Source organism: Lactonifactor longoviformis (assembly GCF_042848515.1).
GTDB classification, from domain to species: Bacteria; Bacillota; Clostridia; order Lachnospirales; family Lachnospiraceae; genus Lactonifactor; species Lactonifactor longoviformis.
This window is the reverse complement of the sequence record NZ_AP031453.1, coordinates 528,344-545,733: the sequence shown is the minus strand read 5'-3', so window position 1 is coordinate 545,733 and position 17,390 is coordinate 528,344. Positions and strand designations below refer to the sequence as shown.

Below are 17,390 nucleotides of genomic sequence, written 5' to 3'. Positions count from 1 at the left end.
CTATCTTTCTGCCAGATATAGCTTTACAGTATCCGCCGCTTTTTCTGCCGCTTCCTCAGGAGTTATTGTCCCCTCTGTACAGCTGTTTGCCTGCTCCAGCACTGCCTGTCGGATTCTTTCGTCCGTCAGGGCCGGTGCGGCAAAGTTTTCTGCTTCCTTCATAAATGCATCCAGTTCCCCCTGGTCCAGATTTTCCAGATACATGGTAATAGTTTCACCGGGATTTCGGGGGTCTTCGGCGCCTCTGATATCCTCTGCAAAATTATCTGCCTCAAGAAGCCTTGCCATTGCCTTTTTATTTACCGGAAGTCCGGTGTTCCCGGAGTACCCCTGGGCTGTATCCTTAAGAAGAAACTCCAGAAAACTTACGGCCAGCTCTGTCTCGCTCCCTTTTGCGTTTACTCCTGCAATAGACACAGGAAGATAGGCGTTTCCGTTTTCCCCGGAAAAAGGCTTATACCCTACAGTCCCTGTCTCCTGCCTCGCTTTGGCAAGCATGGCCACCCCCTCGGGATCTCTTATATTTCCAAAGTTCAGGAATGAGGCGCCGCTGTAAGGCATCAGCAGATCCCCTGTAATGTTAGTTATATACTCCATGTATTCCACAGTGTCCCCATCATACAAGGTATCCTCCTCATGGCTGTCCACACGGTGAAGCCGCTTCACCTGCAGGTAAAAATCCGCCAGCCTCTCCGTATTCACTCCCCCCTCCTCGGTCAGCCAGGAAGATGAGCAGGCATCGTAAAGCTGTGCCGCCATAAATCTGCCACTGTTTTTCTCACTGATAATCGTTTGATCCGGGTACTCGTCACGAAGTCTTTCCGCTTCATCTGCCAGGGTTTTCAGATCTATAATCCGCTCCAGGGAATCATCCGTTGCCTCCGCTACAGGTACAGAAAACCGCAGGGGCACCGCATATAATTTGCTATCCCTTGCTAATCCTGAAGTAATGTTGGTATACAGGCCTTCTGAATCATCCACCTTTTTCACAATGCCGGTAATATCCTCCAGGATTCCCTTTTCAATATAGGCGTCCAGAGGGGTACCATCCAACAGCAGAAGATCTGGCCCCTTACCCGCCATAATCTCCGTATTTAAAATCCGAAGGACATCTGATACCGTTTTCTGGCTGTCTGCCTCCAGGCCTACTTCATATCGGATATAAAGATTTGGATGATTTTTCTGATACTGAGTGATGGCCTTCCTGAAATCCCCGTCTTCATAGAGTGAATAAACCTTTAATTCCTTCTCCGGGATGGTTGAGACTTCTGGATCGTACGTATATTTCAGAAGCTTATCCCCGTCATCTCCTGTTGCCAGAATATAAAATTCACTGTCTCCTGTCATCTCCATAGCCTTAAATTCCATATCAGGGCTTCCCAGAGAGGTCAGTCCGCCGTCTATGATTTTCTCCGCTATGTTTCCATCTTTTATATGGCAATACACCCCGGTATCCCCGCAGAAAAAAAGGGTGTCTGGATCTTCACCTCCATAGAAGATAACAGGTGCCGCATCTGCATTTCCCTGCCGGTCACCCAGTTCCAGTCCGCTCTGCTCTATGGCACTGGCAAGCCCTTTATCAGGAGCTGCCACAAGTCCGCTCTCCAGATCATATTCTGTCACCTTTCCTTTCCAGTCTACGGCATACAGCCGGCTGCCGGCAGTTCCGTAGTAGGAGGTCTGCAGGCTGCTTTCCACGATTTCCCCCGCATCTCCGGTTTTCAGATCCACCTTTATTACGCGGAAGCCTGCCTGAAGATAAAAGTCCCCCTGGGATGTATAATTAAGCTGAGAGACAAGCTCGGAGGGATCCGACTGATAGGGAGACGCACTGACCTCCCCGGTATTACTGACATAAAAATATTTGATATCCACATTTTTATCTGCCCTTTCCAGATATGCCAGCACTGCCGCACCGCCTTCAGGAGAAAGGGCAATACTCGCCAGATTTGCACAAGTTACATAGCCGGTCAGGTCAATCTCTATATTGTATACCTTTTCCCAGGTATCTCCCTTTTCTTTCATTTCCCATACAGCCAGCCCTTCTCCGGGATCCTGAACTGCAATGCGTATGACTCCGTCTGTACCTTTTACCATATCAAATACTTTTGTATGCTCCGGCAGCTTTACTTCTGTCTCCAGATACCTTCCCCGGGTATCCGTCTCTTTTTCCTTTTCTTTATCAGAAGCATCCCCAAAGCAGCCTGTCAGGCAGAAAAACAATGCTGCAAACACCACTGCCAGCCAGCGTATTTTCTTTCCTCTTCTTTTCATAAGCATCAGCCTCCCTCTTTGTATTATTACCTGTACATCCGGGCAGGACAGACAGGTATTTTTCTGTTATATAGGTATCATAGCACAACAACCTCTATCTACCCTCTAAGGGTTCCTGCCTATTTGCCTTAAGGATTTTTAGAGGTTCATTAAAGGTTTTTATGTTATAATTGCTGCAATAGGATAAGGGAAAGGAACACCTCATTATGAGAATACTGCTGATAGAAGACGATAAAAAACTGTGTGATACCCTGACATACCAGCTGGAACGGGAGAATATCCGCACTGATGTGTGCCACAGAGGGACGGATGGGTTGGATCTGATGCTGTCCGGCGGCTATGATCTGGTCCTGCTGGACCGTATGCTCCCCTCATTGGACGGTATTTCTGTGCTGAAAGCCGCCCGGAAAGGAGGAATGCAGACACCAGTAATCTTTCTTACGGCTCTGGGAGAACTTCAGGATAAAATCAATGGACTGGACTGCGGCGCTGACGACTATATAGTAAAACCATTTGCCTTTGAAGAGCTTATGGCGCGTATCCGTACCATCTTCCGCAGACCCCAGAATCTGGTGGCACAGACGGATCTTTCATATGGGGATCTCTGCTACCGTCCCGGGGAAAATGTGCTTACCGGGCCAGGGGGACAGTGTACCCTTTCCAAACGGGAAGGGGATTTATTTGAGTTGTTTATCAGAAACCACGGCAATACCGTGCCCAGGGACGCTATCTTTTCCAGAGTCTGGGGTCCGGGTGCTCCTGTAGAGGACGGTAATCTGGACAACTATATCCATTTTATCCGGAGGCGTCTCACTTCTGTGGACAGCACAGTCACCCTGAAGACCATCCGCGGAGTCGGCTATCGATTGGAGTATGCCAATGTTTAAACGCCTTCACAAACAATTCGCCCTGTTTTCCACTGGGATTACCAGTCTGATTTTAGCCGCCATGACCTTTGTATGCCTGTTTATCTCAGAAACAGATGCTTCGAGGGAGAGTTATCTGACATTTCATACGAATACGAATACCATGCTTTCCTATCTGAGCAGTCAGTCCATTATTTCCCACCAATGGCTTCTTGAGATGGAGGACAATTACGGGGTACACATTCGGATTACCGACAATGGAAAGGAGCTTTTTTACCGGACCCTTGACAGCGGCACAAAAGCTCCCCGATTATTTGCTCTGGCTGAGGAAAAAGCAGCGGAATCTTACGGTGTTGATGTCTCGGACAGTAACAGGAATCAATACACGGCTAATACCGCTGTTTTTACTCTGGACACCCCCTCCTGTTATGCAGCCGTATCTCTCCTCCCTAGAGAGTCCGGGAGCCTCTCTGCCACCGTTGTGTACCCTCTGGACAGGGAAAGGGAACAGGTACTGCGGAGGCGGATGCTCTTTTTGGGTGCAGCTGGTTGCGGGGTCCTCCTTCTCTGGATTTTTTCCTGGTTTTTCACCCGGAGACTGATAAAGCCCCTGGAGGAAGGACAGAAAAAGCAGAACCAATTTATCGCAGCAGCCTCCCACGAGCTGCGTACGCCTCTGGCAGTCATTCTTTCCAGCACTTCTGCCCTGAGGGGAACCCCTCCTAAAAAGCAGGAGCAGTTCCTTTCCCATATCCAGGAGGAAGGAGAGCGGATGAACCGGCTGATCGGTGATCTACTCTCCCTCTCCAGTGCGGACAGCCAATCCTGGGCCATACACCCGGAAAGGGCTGAACCTGATACGCTTCTATTAAATATTTACGAGAAATATCAGCCTCTGGCCCATGAAAAGGGCCTGCACTGGAACGTTCTTCTTCCCGATACACCGGTCCCCGTTCAACACTGGGACAGCGGCAGAATCAGCCAGGTTCTGGGGATACTGGCAGATAACGCGGTCAGCTATACACCATCGGGAGGCAGTGTCTCTCTGGAGCTCCATATGAAAAAAGGGGGGCTGGAATACCGCATCTGCGACAGCGGGCCCGGAATTCCGGACAAAGAAAAAAGCGCCGTTTTCCAGCGCTTTTACCGTTTGGATGAATCCCATCATGATAAAGAACATTTTGGTTTGGGACTTTGTATTGCAGAAGAGATCGTGGGGATGCACAAAGGCAGGATCTCTGTGGAGGATACCCCGGGAGGAGGCGCCTCCTTTGTTGTCCGGCTCCAGACAAATGTCTACAGCATCAACCGGTAGATATTGGCAACGTCCTCCTCGTTGAGTTTGACAAAACCACCCAGCGTTCCGTTTCTTACATCGCCCCAGCAGGCAGCATGGGCCAGCTTTTCAATGTCCTCCTCCCTGGCTCCAAGTTCCCGGAAATTTTCTGGCATGCCTATGGAGCTAAGGAAGTTTTTAAATGCCTGAATGCCCGCCTTGGCTGTCTCCTCCGGATGTGCAAAATCCATGGGGCATCCCCAAACCCGGGATGCAGCCTGGGCAAACCGCATCACATTGTGCCCCATATTGTAGGTCATTACCGCAGGCATAACCACTGCAAGTCCGGCCCCGTGGGCACAGTCATAAAGGGCAGATAGCTCATGTTCCACATCATGGCTGGTCCAGTCCTGGGTTCTTCCCACGCCGCAGGAATTATTATGAGCCATCATGCCCGCCCACATGATATTGGCCCTGGCCTGGTAGTCATTTGGATCCGCAATTACCTTCGGCCCCTCATGAATCATGGTCATCATAAGGGCCTCTATCATGCGGTCCGTAACCTCCACATCCTGGGTATTCGTCATATACCGCTCGTATAAATGCGCCATAATATCAGTTATACCGCAGGCGGTCTGATAGGGAGGCAGCGTCTGGGTCAGGGCCGGATTCAGAATGGAGAACCTGGGCCGCAGTCCTTCGCCTGTTGCACCTCTCTTATACATGCCGTCTTCACAGGTAATTACAGAGTCGGGAGAACCCTCGCTTCCCGCCGCACTGATGGTGAGAATGGTCCCCACGGGGAGTGCCTGTTCTACAAGCTTTCCCTGATAATAATCCCAGAAGTCGCCGTCATAGACTGCTCCCGCTGCGATTGCCTTGGAAGAGTCTATGGTGCTTCCTCCGCCCACTGCCAGGATAAAGTCGATTTTTTCCTTCTTGCAGATCTCAATTCCCTCATAGACCAGCCCGCTTCTTGGGTTCGGCTTCACACCTCCAAGTTCCGTATAGGTAATCCCTTCTTTTTCAAGAGATGCCTTTACTCTCTCCAGAAGGCCGGAGCGGACCACGGAGCCTCCACCGTAGTGGAGCAGAACTTTAGTTCCTCCGAATCTTTTCACGTAATGTCCCGCTTCCTTCTCTGTATCTTTGCCGAACACGAAATATGTCGGTGCATAAAATGTAAAATTATCCATATTGTCCTCCTGTATTCTCACATTATTTTTTCATTATAGTTTCCTGCAGGATTTGCCGCAAGAAGGCACTTTCATCTGCCCAGGTTACCCTTTGGTTCCCTGCCTTAGATCAGCAGCACTGACGATTCGTTATCTCGTACCTGCCGCCCTCATTCCCGCTGCCCCACTCGCACATCATTTCCAATATAGGGTACAGTGTCTGCCCGTGCTCTGTGACAGAGTATTCCACCTGGACCGGCGTGGTAGGGTATACTTTTCTGGTAATCACTCCATCCTCCTCCAACTCCCGAAGCTGGCTTGTCAGAGTCTTCTTAGGGGCTTTCTCCAGGAAGTGAAGTATCTCGCTGTATCGTTTCGGCCCTTCCTCCTGCAGATAATGCAGAATCAGGGGCTTCCACTTCCCTCCGATTACTTTCAGTGTAATTTCCATCTCACAGGTGACTTTTATTTTCTGCGTCATGATACCTCTCCTTATATTTTCGTTTATCTTCATACATATATTCGTCGGCTCTTTTCATACTTGAGGTGAAAGACTCCAGCCCCTTTTCTCTCTGGACAAAAGCCCCTACCGCTGCCGTTATCTGAATCTCATTTTCTGCATTGTTCCGTTCCAGTTCCAGGACAATGGAGGCTACAGAAGCTTTCCAGGACGCCTGCCCAAGCAAAAGGACCAAAAATTCGTCGCCGCCCAGACGGTATATGTCCTCAGTTCCGGGAAATACCTTTTTCAGAATCCCCGCAACCCTCAGGATTACGCTGTCGCCGGCGGCATGTCCCTTATTGTCATTTATTTGCTTCAGATTATTAATGTCCAAGGTAATACATGTCAGTGGCAGCACTTTTTCCCAGTCAGCCTGAAATTCCTGCTCCCGTTTTGCCAGATATGCCCGGTTCTTCATCTTGGTCATATAATCCACATAGGCCATTTGGGAGTACAGCTCTTTTTCTTTTTGTTCCGTATGAAGCCTCTGTTTTATCTCTTCCGCCTCGAATTGCTGTTTCATTTTCTGAATGAACTGAAAGATAACAATATATGTGAGTGATATAGCGATCAGCACAAAAGTAAATACGGGCAGATATTCCTTCCGTTCTCTGATTGGTGCGGGATAGCCCATTAACACATAGATCATGGCATAAAAGGTTACGGATAAAAGTGCCAGACTCCCCCAACCCTTTTTCTGGGTTTCCTGGATCTCCAGATATTCTTTTCGCACTCTCCAGAAAAATATATAAAGCACGGAAAACATCAAAAGATACTCTATGGCCACCAGTCTGTTATCCTCTACATCAAAATTCATGACCATATTGAACGCATTGCACAGCCCCATGATCACAATTCCAAATAAATCTGCACTGCAGAAAGTAAATACATACCGAAAGTCCCGATACCCGGACAATTGCCCGCAGAGCAGAAAGGAGGGGATTGTCAGGCAAATCGCAGCAGCAGCCGGAGTTTTCAGTCCAAGCCGGAGTCCCAACACGTACAGACCAAAGCATAAAAATAAGATTGCCGCAGAACTGATCAGCATCCTTCTGAGAGAATATCTGTGTTTACAAAGAATAAGAAAGCCGATTAAAAGAAAAAAACAGGATAACAGGCTTTGAATAGTATTATACATAACTCGTTTGCTCCTCCGGGCTTTCGCCTTTGCTGTTTGATATATTCCGTCCGAACTGCATTCTTTTTATGTGCTCCAGAGGCACGGCCGGGCTGTACAAATAGCCCTGGTATAAGTCACAGCCCAGTTTTTTCAGGGTGTCCCTTATCTCTTCTGACTCTACGTATTCCGCAATCACCTGAAAGTCCAGACTCCTGCCCAGAGAAATAATAGAGGATATGATTTCCTGATTTCTGCTGTTTCCTGGGATTCCCCTGACTAGACCGCCGTCCAGCTTCACCGCATAAAAGCTATTGTGCTGCAGATACTTCAGGCTGGTGCTTCCCATGCTGAAATCATCCACCGCGGTCTGGATGCCTGCTGCTTTCAGGCGGTTAATGTGAGCCGAAATCTCTTCCAGCTTATCCACAGAGGCTTCTTCCGTCACCTCAAGGCAATAATGGCCGCTCACTCCATAAGTATCTGCCATGCGGAGCACTCTTTCCGTAAATTTAGGGGAGTTCAGCTGATCTGCGGATATATTAGCCGAAACCGTAACATCCCATCCCAGATCCAATAATTCCCTGCATGCACTCATTGAGATTTTGATTACACAGTTTGTCATCCTGTCAAAGAAACCGTCCTCCTGCGCCAGGGATACCGCCAGAGGAGGGTATACATTCTCTCCCATATACTTCCATCTGAGCAGAGCTTCTGCTCCAACCAAACCCCGGCTGCTGTGATACTGAGGCTGAAATTCCAGGGGCAGTCTGTTCTCCTCCACATCTACGCGGAGCTGTGCAGCCATATTTCTAGCCAAAAGTCCGATGCTGTCATGGCGATCCAGAAGAATAATCTTCCGCCCCTTATCCTGACTTTCCTTCACAAGTCCTGTCAGCTCATTCAAAAGCAGCTCCGCCTGATTCTTTCTCACCCGTTCTGCGATTCTTACAAAGGGTGCGTAGACAGCCGTCCCCGCTGCAACGATCACAAGCTGTACAAGGACGCCTCTCCAGGATCCGGAGGCCAGGTAACCGCTGAAAAACACTGGCGTGGTCCAGGTCACTGTCTTGTGCAGAATTGGGAGAAACCCTGAGGCAGCTGCCCCGTAAGCAATCAAAAGAGAACAGATTGGCGTCAGGATAAAAGGGATCACCATAACAGGGTTCAGGACCACCGGCATGCCGTAGACCAGAATTTCATTAATATTAAAAAATACTGCGGGAGCGGCCGAACGGGCCAGATATCGGTTATCTCTGCCACGGGCAAACAAAAGCAGCGCCAGCAGCAGACAGATAGAGGCACCGCAGCCTCCAATTAAAGCGTAATTATCTAAGAAAGACTTGGATATGACAACCCCTGATAACGTATCATTGGGAAGCAGATAGGTCTGCGCCACCTGCTCCAGGGCATTCCCCCCATGGATACCGAAGGCCCAAAGGAAATCCAGAACAAACACATACAGGAGCCCTGCACCCAGTCCGTCATTTATATCATGGAATATATTTACAATAATAGTTGTAATCAGATCATTCAGGTTCTCTGCATGGAATAGCTTCTGTATCATCAGATTGATTCCTATAAAAATGAGAGAGCAGAAAAGCAGGGGATACAATGATGCCAGGGAGTTCCGGTAATCCACATCTGTTCCCGGAGAACGGAACCGGTATTCCTTCGCCATCCAGGAGTAAAACAGATAAAACAACCGCGTTCCCGCTATTGCCGAGAACATGGCGGTAAAAACCCCAACAGGTCCCAGATCGCTTAATTCCATAGAACCGCTGGCTGCCCCGAAGCTGGCAGCGAAGCAGACCACCGATATTACCATTGCCATCACTCTGAGAAAAGGATTCCTCTCCTTCATGGTTGAGGAATAATAATAGCTGATACTCATTACAAGGTAGACAGACATAAAGCCAACCGTAGAGTCAAAAGTAAAATTAAGTATCGTCAGGAAAAATCCTCCGCCCCACACCTCTATAAAAGACTGAAAGGCTGCCATTGGAAAATTACGGAGCAGAAGGGCAAAAGATCCCAGCAAAAGTACAGGAATCAGCAGGATGAAGCCCTTTCTGATAGAAGAAAAAATATTGTTATTTTCAATTTTATATATAGTTCTCAGTATATTTGTGTACATATAGCCCTCAGCCTTTACGGTTCTTATTATTTTACTGCTAACTTATACTATACCATATATTTTACCCTTCCTGTTAGTGCCTTTCAACCAAAATTTTATGTCTGCCGAAGGGGTTACCCAAGAGTGTCCTCCAGATGCATGGTATAAAATGATTGACAAGTAAAGAGCACTATTCTACACTGTCGTTAACAGTACTTATCTGTCTGCGGCGGATAAGGCTCAGCACAATATTTAGAATAAGCGAGAAGTCTATGTAACTATTCTTCCAGGGAAGGGAGGTGACATGGCATTGAGGAAATGTATCAGATGTGGTACGGAGATGGTTGAGCATTGCTCCATAAAAGTAGAAGGCGCCGGATATGGTATTGTGATGGCAACAGACGACAGAAAGTTATTCCCCAACCGGATCGGAAAACCACAGGTGGCGATTTGCCCGGAGTGCGGGGAGGTTTCTATCTACATGGCTGATGTAGAAGGGAAGCTTGGAAAGACGCCGATTTCGGAGTCTTAAGGAATAAGATTCCGAAAAGTTATTGCGTATAAAAGGAGGAAGCATACGATGCAGAAAAATAACGAAGAATGTTTAATCTGTAAAGAACGGTTGGTTTACCTGGAGGAGGCAGAACAGATGGAATGTGCTCTGTGCCATAAAGTGGAAACCAGCAACTGCCGCTGTGCAGGCGGACATTATGTGTGCAGTGAATGTCACATGAAAGGGATCGACAGCTTTTTGGGATTATGTCTGAGTGAATCTTCAAAAAATCCTTATGATATCCTGCTTAAGCTGATGGCGCTCCCCTCCTGTCATATGCATGGACCGGAACACCACATTTTGGTGGGCAGCAGTCTGTTAACCGCCTATAAGAATGCCGGCGGCGAGATAGATCTGCAAAAGGCACTGTTAGAGATGCAAAATCGCGGCCGCCAGGTACCCGGAAGTATCTGTGGACTGTGGGGGAGCTGCGGCGCCGCAGTCAGCACCGGAATTACTATCTCCATTATCACCGGGGCTAGTCCTTTGTCCGAAGAATCCTGGGGATGGTGCAATGAGATGACGTCTCGTGTTCTGGCTCACGAAGCGAAAATCGGAGGGCCTCGCTGCTGTAAGCGTAATTCAGCCATTGCTGTACTGGAAGCCATAGACTTTATCCGGGAAAAATTTAATGTCGGGATGGAAAAGCCTGAAAAAATCATCTGCGGCTACACCGCTAAAAACAACCAGTGTATCGGCACAAGATGCCCTTTCAACCCGCAGAATGCATAGAAATACATAAATAGTGTACGTAAAGTAAGGAAGCTTCCGTTTAAAATAACGGAAGTCTTCCTACTTAAAACTATATACCTGTTACATAAAGTGAATGCTGTCAGGATCGAATCTGTCTTTTCTCTTCCTCTCTCCCTCTGCGTATCCCAGCGCCAGTACAGAAAAGGGTACATACCGGCTGCCGCACTGCAGGTATTCGGCCAGTGCCCCCACTCTTTCCTCATCCGGATAAAATCCCAGCCAGACACCGTCCAGCCCCTCTTCCTTTGCCCCCAGCAGCACTGTCTGTGAGCAGGCTGCCAGATCTTCCACCCACCAGCTGTTGCCCTGCTTATCCAGTCTTACTTTCTCACAGTTCATACAGGGAATAATAAGTACGCCTGCCTCTCTGGCAGGCCCGGCATAGGGACTCATCTTAGAAATCTTCTCCCGCTCCCGGGGATCCGTTACCACAAAAAACTCCCATTCTCTGTTATTTGCTGCAGTGGGCGATGTCATGGCATATCTGAGAATCCGCAGAATCTTTTCCCTTGTCACCACTCTGTTTCTAAATTTCCTGACCGAGATCCTTTTCTCTATGACAGACTGTTGGTACGCTTCTGCGAGCTTTCTGTCCGTTGAGGCAGTCTGAACCGTCACGCTGTAAGAGATACTATCCCTCTGCCCCGCTTCAAGGATCCGGATTCCCCTCTTTTGAAAGGGATCAAAGCCCTCATCAGTTCCCGCAGCCATTCCGTTGCACGGCTCCATACACAGATAGGGGGCTTCCGGTCTGGACCACAGAGAAAAATGGCTGAAACCCGGAAAGTCCAGAATAATTCTGCAGCTGTTTCTTGTATTCCCCAAAACGGCCCTCTCAGAGGCCAGCCCTTCAAAATTCCATGCTCCCCCTTTAAACATATCCCTGGCCAGATCTATCCGCCGTGTTTCTTTCAGACATGGAACCGGGGGGCCTATCTCCCTTCCGTCTGTGAGCGGATAGCGGGGAGCAGTCTCCGGTTTATCAAATTCTATATAATAATCTTCATATCTTTCCCCAGGCAGCAGAGGCACCCGAAAGCCTATGTGTTCTCCGATGGAATAAGGCATGGGACCGTCTGAACGATTATGGACATACTGCTCGGTCAGCAGCACATTTTTGTCCAGGGTATAGACAATCGTCAGCTGAAAATCAAAAGGATAATAGTTCTTCGTTTCTTCCCCTGGAGTAAGGGTGCAGATTATCTGGTTTTCATTCTGCCGGACATCAAAGATCAGGTTTCTTGCAAACCCGTGAAGGGGCATCTCATATTCTCTGCCTTTATAAATATAACGGTTGTCCTTCCAGTCCCCGACTGCGGGGAAGAGCAGAGGGGAGTGGTCCTCCCAGTATCGGGGATCCCCCTGCCAGATGAATTCTGTACCGTCTTCCGGGCTTTGCAGCGAAACCACCTCTGCCCCCCGGGATGCAACCGTCAGGGAGAGATAGTCATTGCTGACCGTATATTCTGCCCCGTCTCTCATCCCCCGTTCCTCTTCAGATATTCACAAATCCGCTTCCCCTGTTCTTTCTGGGCTTCTGTGACAGCCCCGCTTGGACGTTTCAGCTGTCCGCACGGCACCCCCATGCAGGTAAGGGTGGCTTTTATTGTTGGAAACAGTCCTGTCTCATTGAGCATGTCCTCTACATCATTGATCTTTCTCTGATAGTTCAGGGCAAGTCCATAGTCTCCTGCCTTTACCGCTTCATAAAGCTTCTTTGCAAAAGCTCCTGTCAGATTAAAGGTTCCGCCGATTGCGCCGTCTGTCCCCATAATAAGTGCATGCAGAAGTACATCGTCAAACCCCGTAAAAATAGTGGCCTCAGGACATCTCACTCTCACTCGGTCCAACAGATAATAATCGTTGTGGGTATATTTCAATCCTATAATATTGGGATGTTTCAGAAGTCTTACAAGCATCTCTTCCGTAAAGTCCACCTTTGAAAAGGAGGGAATCACGTACACAAGCAGAGGCAGATGGATATGATCCGCTATATAAAGATAATGATTCACAATCTCCTCCTGAGAATATCCGTGAAATACCGGGGGGACCAGAGCTGCTGCCGTATACCCCAGCCTGCGGGCTTCCTCCGCAAGTTCCAGAATCTCCTCATCTGCCAGCGCTGTAATATTCGCAGCCAGGTCAGTCTCCCCGGATGCCTCATCCGCTGCAATACCCAAAAGGTCTTTCACCTCTTTGGTGGTCATCTTAAACCTTTCTCCCATGGTTCCCCCCACAAAGATTCCATCTGCCCCGCAGTGGGTTATGCTGTGGCGGATGACCGCCCTGGTTCCTGCCTCGTCCACGGAACCGTCTTCCTTAAATGCTGTTACAATTGCCGTATAGATTCCCTGCATTCCCGTCACCTCCTACAGTACTCCTTTTAAAATATAGTTCTTTTCCTGGGTCAGTTCCTCCAGGGTTCGGGATATCCCCTCCCGGCCTATCCCGCTTTTCTTGTAGCCGCCAAATGCCAAATCCGGGGTGCGGTAGGCACTTCCGCCGTTTATGACATTTCCCGCTGTTTCCAGTCTGGAGGCAATGGACACTGCCCTTCCTGTGTTTCTGCTGAATACCGCTCCGGAAAGGCCGTAGCAGGACTGGTTGGCCAGGGAAATGGCCTCCTCCTCAGAGGTTACTGTGATAATGGGAAATACTGGGCCGAAGATTTCCATATCTCTGGCCACATCCATATCACCGGTTACCCCGTCCAGCACCGTGGGCTCAAAAAATGCTCTGTCCCGGCGTTTCCCGCCCAGGATGCATCTTGCCCCCTGGCTTACACACAGGGCAACCTGTTCTTCCACCTGGACCGCAGCGCTCTCACTGATTAAACAGCCTACTGTATTCTCTGCATCCAGAGGATCTCCGATTTTCACCTTTTTCAGCTTTTTCACCAGCTTTTCCACAAATTCCTGTTTCACTGCCTGGTGAATCAGAAAACGCTTGCTGGCACAGCATATCTGTCCGGAGTTTCCCATCCGGCTCCCCACAGCCTCCTCCACAGCCAGATCAATGTCTGCGTCATCCATTACGATAAAGGCGTCATTTCCTCCCAGCTCCAAAAATACACGGGTAAGGTTCGCCGCGGCTTTCTGATAGATATCCCTTCCTACTTCTGTACTCCCTGTCATAGAGATGGCATCCAGCCCCGGATTTCCGCACAGGCAGTCTCCCACCACGCTTCCCTTGCCGGTCACTACCTGGGCCGCACACTTTGGCACACCTGCCTCATACAGAAGCTGGGCCATGCGGATTACGGCAAGGGGATTGTAACTGGGCGGTTTAATAATCACTGCGTTTCCGGCCACAAGGGCTGACATCACCTTATGGGAATACAGATCTACAGGATAGTTAAACGGAAGAATAATGGCCATAACTCCCAGCGGCTCTCTTCTCGTAAATACAATATCTTTTTCCTGGTTTCCCAGCGTGCTGCCTCCGGGAAGACAGTTTCCGTACAGGTGTGCAGCCATCTCACAGTATCCCCGGGTAACCCTGGTGCATACATTGATCTCATCCTCCGCCTCTGCCAGGGTTTTCCCGGTCTCCATGGTAAGCAGCCTGGCGATCTCGTGCCGTTGTTCCTCATAGAGCTGAATATATTTATAGATTATCTCATTTCTGCTTGCCTGGGAGAGGCCGCCCCACTCCTTCAGGCCCTGTCTGGCTGCAACAACAGCCTCGTTGATATAAGCCTCAGGGACATCCGGCACTGTGTCTATCACGTTTCCATTTACAGGATTTGTGATTTCTATTGTTTTCAGGCCTTCCCCAATCTCTTTTCCGTTTATATTTACCAGCATAAAAATCCTCCGTTCTTCCTACATTTTCTTTAGCCGCATAAGGGAATACGGCAGTTCCTCACTCAGGGTCATCACAAAGAGATTTCCTTTGGAATCTCCGCAGAAGCCGTGGGTCATCAGGGGGGACATATAATATCCCAGCTGTGCCACAACTTCTATATCATAATTAAATATGGTAATGCCGCCTCTCTCCCCTACATAGATATACTCGCTGTCCGCCCATATTTCTGAGGGCTGATACAGTCCTTCTGAGCAGTAGGCCAGCAATTCTCCGTCCTCCCGGAATACCTGCACGCTGTTCCCTTCCCGGTCAGCCACCCAGATTCTGTCCTCTTTATCCGCCCATAAACTGTGCATTACAAAAAACTTTCCCGGTTCCGTCCCTGGGGCTCCCCAGGTATGAAGAAGGGTTCCGTCCGGGGCAAACTTGTGCAGTGCACAGTTGGCGTAGCCGTCGCTCACAAAGATATCTCCCTTTGATGTCTCTGCGGCACAGGTAGGCCGGTTAAAGGGTGGCGCCGCATGGGTGATTGTCTTAATACTTTCTATAAAACTCCAGTTTTTCTGATAGGGAAGATTCATGGGAATCACAGTCCCGCTGCTGTGCATTCTCCACCAGATATCTCCCTGGTATCCGCTGTCGCTGGGCACCCCGTAGTTTCCCAAATCCCGGATCAGCTCTCCCTCCATGGTCAGTTCCCGGATCACATGGCTGTTAGAGTCCGCACACAGAAGGGTCTGCCGGCTGGTTACAAATACAGAATGTATGAACTGAAACAGCCCTTTTCCGAAATCCCTTACATAATATCCGTCGGGATCCACCAGAACGATGGGATGGTCTCTGTCCCTGGTTGCCAGGTATAGATAATCGTTCCGGTCACAGCAGCCCGTACAGGCCGGCACATATTTTAAAAAATCAGGAAGCTTAAGGTAGTCCTTATCCAGCTCATAGGCATGGCTTCCATCCTGAAATATTGTCTTAGATTTAGAGTCCCTCTCTCTGCTGCCTTTTACAATCTTCATCCTCTCTCACCTACCATCTGCGCTTAAAATTACACCAAGTTTTAAATTCTTCATCTGCTTTGGGCCTGTTTTCCGGAATCCCGGGCAGTGATGCCGCACCGTCTACCACCAGATTGGTTCCTGTGATATAGGCAGCTTCATCGCTGGCAAGAAATGCCACTGCATTTGCCACGTCTTCCGGCGTGCCCATCCTCTCTAGGGGCAGCTGCTTCCAAAGGTTATCCAGATCCTCGATCTCCTGTTCACAGACGCCTTCTTCCCGCAGCTCCTGGCTGGTCCGGACTCTGATAGGCCCCGGAGAAACACAGTTTGCCCGGATTCCATAGGGTGCAAGATCCAGAGCAAAAGTCTGGATAGAGCGGATCAGTCCGGCCTTCAGTCCTCCGTAAAGCTCGTCATAGGGAAATGCCCGGAGCCCCCGGCAGGAGGAGATAAAAATTATGTTCCCCTTTATTCCGTTTTCTCCCATGATTCTTCCCGCCTCCCGGGCAGCCATCAGATAGGAACGGAAGTCCAGATTGATGAGAAAATCAATGGTCTGTTCATCCATTTCATAGATACTGTGAACCAGCGACTGCCCTGCATTGCAGACCAGAAGATCCAGCCCCCCCAGTTCCTCATATGCTTCCCGCACAAATGCTTCCGCTGTCCCCTTCTCATTCAGGGCTGCCCCATGGCAGAAGCACTTCACCGGATATTGTCCAGTAATTTCTTCTACCAGGGCTTCTGCCTGGGCCTTTCCCCTCTCAGAGCTGTAGGTAAAAGAAATGTCATACCCCTCTCTGGCCAGTCTTCTTACAATTCCTCTTCCAATTCCCCTGCTCCCGCCGGTAATTGCTGCTTTTTTATTCCTCATGTCTCACTTCTCCTTTATTCTTTTTCACCGCACAATACACAGGCCGCCCCTGGAATGGGCACTGCGTCACACATCTTGACAGCTCCCAGTTTTTTATCCAGCCGAAAGCTCACAAGGTTTCCCGTATATTGGTTTGCTGTCAATATATAGTTGTCATTCTCTGTGATGGAGAACATTCTCGGGTGGCATCCCCCTGAGGGGAAAAGCCGGGGCGCTTCCAGGGTCCCCTCTGGGGTAATGGGAAACAGGGACAGGTATCCCTCCTCTTGTTTCCTGCTGCCCCACGCCCTTGTAGACGTCACAAGCCAGCGGCCGTCAGAGGTTACTGCTATCTCCCCTGCAATATATTCTCCGGTTTTGCTGTCCCCCAGCAGAGAGAGCCTCTGCATTTGCAGCAGCTTTTTTTCCTTTGTCCATTGAAAGGCATATACCATGTTCTCTAGTTCACAGACCAGATAAAGCCAGCGGCCCCCTGGATGTCTGGCCAGATGCCTGGGGCCGTCTCCCGGGTGAACCTTTACTTCCCACAATTTCCGGGGCATTCCCCCACTGAGGTCATAAAGAACAATCTCATCTGTACCCAGATCCGGAACCAGCAGCATTTCTGGTTCCCATAGAAGATGTACTTCGTGGGGATGGGGCCTGTTCTGCCGCTCCCCCACGCTTCTTCCCTGATGCACAATTCTGCAGGTATCTGGAAGAAACCTTCCCTCCCCATTCAGGTACAGCATTCCAATATCACCGCTCTCGTAATTGGCATAATAGATGCGTGTCCCGTCTCTGTTCATACTGATATGGCAGGGGCCCTTCCCCGGTATTTCTTTTTCATCCACCAGCCGGAGAAGTCCGTCCTTTGAATCCCGGTAGACCGATATCCAGTTTCTGCCTGCTCCCTCGTTTACTGCGCACAGAAGTCCTTCATCTCTGTTCCGGGCGAGAAACCCCGGATTGCTGCATTCCCTCTGAACTCCACTTATATGTAACCTTCCTGTATCTTCGTTTAAACCACAGACATAGATACCCCCGGGGGCCGTTTCGTCTGTACAGGTGCCTATCCATATTCTTCTGTCCAT

Annotated in this window: 15 protein-coding genes; 4 read left to right on the top strand and 11 right to left on the bottom strand. The window is 49.4% G+C overall.

Going from position 1 to position 17,390, the window contains the following annotated elements:
* Complete coding sequence (locus ACGHCT_RS02445) at nt 1–2,274, bottom strand: extracellular solute-binding protein (protein ID WP_390437979.1); 2,274 nt, start codon at nt 2,272–2,274, stop codon at nt 1–3.
* Between the two features lie 206 nt (nt 2,275–2,480).
* Between ACGHCT_RS02445 and ACGHCT_RS02440 the strand changes: the two genes are divergently transcribed.
* The gene (locus ACGHCT_RS02440) at nt 2,481–3,161 is read left to right on the top strand and encodes a response regulator transcription factor (RefSeq protein WP_154257043.1); all 681 of its coding nucleotides are present in this window, start codon (nt 2,481–2,483) and stop codon (nt 3,159–3,161) included.
* Nucleotides 3,154–4,455: a cell wall metabolism sensor histidine kinase WalK gene (locus ACGHCT_RS02435; protein ID WP_256280872.1), complete on the top strand. Its 1,302-nt coding sequence runs from the start codon at nt 3,154–3,156 to the stop codon at nt 4,453–4,455. Before ACGHCT_RS02440 ends, ACGHCT_RS02435 begins: the two co-directional genes overlap by 8 nt.
* Here ACGHCT_RS02435 and ACGHCT_RS02430 read toward each other — a convergent pair.
* The 4 genes from ACGHCT_RS02430 to ACGHCT_RS02415 all read right to left on the bottom strand — a co-directional run bounded on the left by ACGHCT_RS02430 (nt 4,437) and on the right by ACGHCT_RS02415 (nt 9,347).
* Complete coding sequence (locus tag ACGHCT_RS02430; protein WP_226901924.1) at nt 4,437–5,612, bottom strand: iron-containing alcohol dehydrogenase; 1,176 nt, start codon at nt 5,610–5,612, stop codon at nt 4,437–4,439. The genes ACGHCT_RS02435 and ACGHCT_RS02430 overlap by 19 nt on opposite strands.
* A gap of 109 nt (nt 5,613–5,721) precedes the next feature.
* The gene (locus tag ACGHCT_RS02425; RefSeq protein WP_154257046.1) at nt 5,722–6,072 is read right to left on the bottom strand and encodes a helix-turn-helix domain-containing protein; all 351 of its coding nucleotides are present in this window, start codon (nt 6,070–6,072) and stop codon (nt 5,722–5,724) included.
* Nucleotides 6,044–7,141 (bottom strand): GGDEF domain-containing protein, encoded by a 1,098-nt coding sequence (locus ACGHCT_RS02420; protein ID WP_390437975.1) that lies wholly within the window; start codon nt 7,139–7,141, stop codon nt 6,044–6,046. The genes ACGHCT_RS02425 and ACGHCT_RS02420 overlap by 29 nt, the downstream gene beginning before the upstream one ends.
* Before the next feature lie 82 nt (nt 7,142–7,223).
* Complete coding sequence (locus tag ACGHCT_RS02415) at nt 7,224–9,347, bottom strand: PTS sugar transporter subunit IIC/EAL domain-containing protein (protein ID WP_226901920.1); 2,124 nt, start codon at nt 9,345–9,347, stop codon at nt 7,224–7,226.
* 283 nt (nt 9,348–9,630) lie between these two features.
* Between ACGHCT_RS02415 and ACGHCT_RS02410 the strand changes: the two genes are divergently transcribed.
* Nucleotides 9,631–9,858, top strand: a complete 228-nt coding sequence (locus ACGHCT_RS02410; protein ID WP_226901918.1) for a nucleic acid-binding protein — start codon at nt 9,631–9,633, stop codon at nt 9,856–9,858.
* 48 nt (nt 9,859–9,906) lie between these two features.
* Nucleotides 9,907–10,611, top strand: coding sequence for a DUF5714 domain-containing protein (locus tag ACGHCT_RS02405; protein WP_154257050.1), 705 nt, complete (start codon nt 9,907–9,909; stop codon nt 10,609–10,611).
* A gap of 81 nt (nt 10,612–10,692) precedes the next feature.
* Here the strand turns inward: ACGHCT_RS02405 and ACGHCT_RS02400 are convergent, their stop codons facing one another.
* From ACGHCT_RS02400 to ACGHCT_RS02375, 6 genes are read right to left on the bottom strand one after another with little or no spacing between them, the layout of a single operon-like run.
* Complete coding sequence (locus tag ACGHCT_RS02400; protein ID WP_390437973.1) at nt 10,693–12,114, bottom strand: nitroreductase family protein; 1,422 nt, start codon at nt 12,112–12,114, stop codon at nt 10,693–10,695.
* Nucleotides 12,111–12,989 (bottom strand): dihydrodipicolinate synthase family protein, encoded by an 879-nt coding sequence (locus tag ACGHCT_RS02395; RefSeq protein ID WP_154257052.1) that lies wholly within the window; start codon nt 12,987–12,989, stop codon nt 12,111–12,113. The genes ACGHCT_RS02400 and ACGHCT_RS02395 overlap by 4 nt, the downstream gene beginning before the upstream one ends.
* 12 nt (nt 12,990–13,001) lie before the next feature.
* Nucleotides 13,002–14,438, bottom strand: coding sequence for an aldehyde dehydrogenase (locus ACGHCT_RS02390; RefSeq protein WP_256280879.1), 1,437 nt, complete (start codon nt 14,436–14,438; stop codon nt 13,002–13,004).
* 18 nt (nt 14,439–14,456) lie between these two features.
* Nucleotides 14,457–15,461 (bottom strand): hypothetical protein, encoded by a 1,005-nt coding sequence (locus ACGHCT_RS02385; protein ID WP_154257054.1) that lies wholly within the window; start codon nt 15,459–15,461, stop codon nt 14,457–14,459.
* A 10-nt stretch (nt 15,462–15,471) separates the two neighbouring features.
* The gene (locus ACGHCT_RS02380) at nt 15,472–16,317 is read right to left on the bottom strand and encodes an SDR family NAD(P)-dependent oxidoreductase (RefSeq protein WP_154257055.1); all 846 of its coding nucleotides are present in this window, start codon (nt 16,315–16,317) and stop codon (nt 15,472–15,474) included.
* Nucleotides 16,318–16,331: 14 nt separating this feature from the next.
* Complete coding sequence (locus ACGHCT_RS02375; RefSeq protein ID WP_390437970.1) at nt 16,332–17,390, bottom strand: lactonase family protein; 1,059 nt, start codon at nt 17,388–17,390, stop codon at nt 16,332–16,334.

Excerpts from the sequence above, each read along its gene's own strand:
- ACGHCT_RS02445 (WP_390437979.1), bottom strand. The coding sequence starts at position 2,274 with ATGAAAAGAAGAGGAAAGAAAATACGCTGGCTGGCAGTGGTGTTTGCA.
- ACGHCT_RS02440 (WP_154257043.1), top strand. The coding sequence starts at position 2,481 with ATGAGAATACTGCTGATAGAAGACGATAAAAAACTGTGTGATACCCTG.
- ACGHCT_RS02435 (WP_256280872.1), top strand. The coding sequence starts at position 3,154 with ATGTTTAAACGCCTTCACAAACAATTCGCCCTGTTTTCCACTGGGATT.
- ACGHCT_RS02430 (WP_226901924.1), bottom strand. The coding sequence starts at position 5,612 with ATGGATAATTTTACATTTTATGCACCGACATATTTCGTGTTCGGCAAA.
- ACGHCT_RS02425 (WP_154257046.1), bottom strand. The coding sequence starts at position 6,072 with ATGACGCAGAAAATAAAAGTCACCTGTGAGATGGAAATTACACTGAAA.
- ACGHCT_RS02420 (WP_390437975.1), bottom strand. The coding sequence starts at position 7,141 with ATGCTGATCAGTTCTGCGGCAATCTTATTTTTATGCTTTGGTCTGTAC.
- ACGHCT_RS02415 (WP_226901920.1), bottom strand. The coding sequence starts at position 9,347 with ATGTACACAAATATACTGAGAACTATATATAAAATTGAAAATAACAAT.
- ACGHCT_RS02410 (WP_226901918.1), top strand. The coding sequence starts at position 9,631 with ATGGCATTGAGGAAATGTATCAGATGTGGTACGGAGATGGTTGAGCAT.
- ACGHCT_RS02405 (WP_154257050.1), top strand. The coding sequence starts at position 9,907 with ATGCAGAAAAATAACGAAGAATGTTTAATCTGTAAAGAACGGTTGGTT.
- ACGHCT_RS02400 (WP_390437973.1), bottom strand. The coding sequence starts at position 12,114 with ATGAGAGACGGGGCAGAATATACGGTCAGCAATGACTATCTCTCCCTG.
- ACGHCT_RS02395 (WP_154257052.1), bottom strand. The coding sequence starts at position 12,989 with ATGCAGGGAATCTATACGGCAATTGTAACAGCATTTAAGGAAGACGGT.
- ACGHCT_RS02390 (WP_256280879.1), bottom strand. The coding sequence starts at position 14,438 with ATGCTGGTAAATATAAACGGAAAAGAGATTGGGGAAGGCCTGAAAACA.
- ACGHCT_RS02385 (WP_154257054.1), bottom strand. The coding sequence starts at position 15,461 with ATGAAGATTGTAAAAGGCAGCAGAGAGAGGGACTCTAAATCTAAGACA.
- ACGHCT_RS02380 (WP_154257055.1), bottom strand. The coding sequence starts at position 16,317 with ATGAGGAATAAAAAAGCAGCAATTACCGGCGGGAGCAGGGGAATTGGA.
- ACGHCT_RS02375 (WP_390437970.1), bottom strand. The coding sequence starts at position 17,390 with ATGGACAGAAGAATATGGATAGGCACCTGTACAGACGAAACGGCCCCC.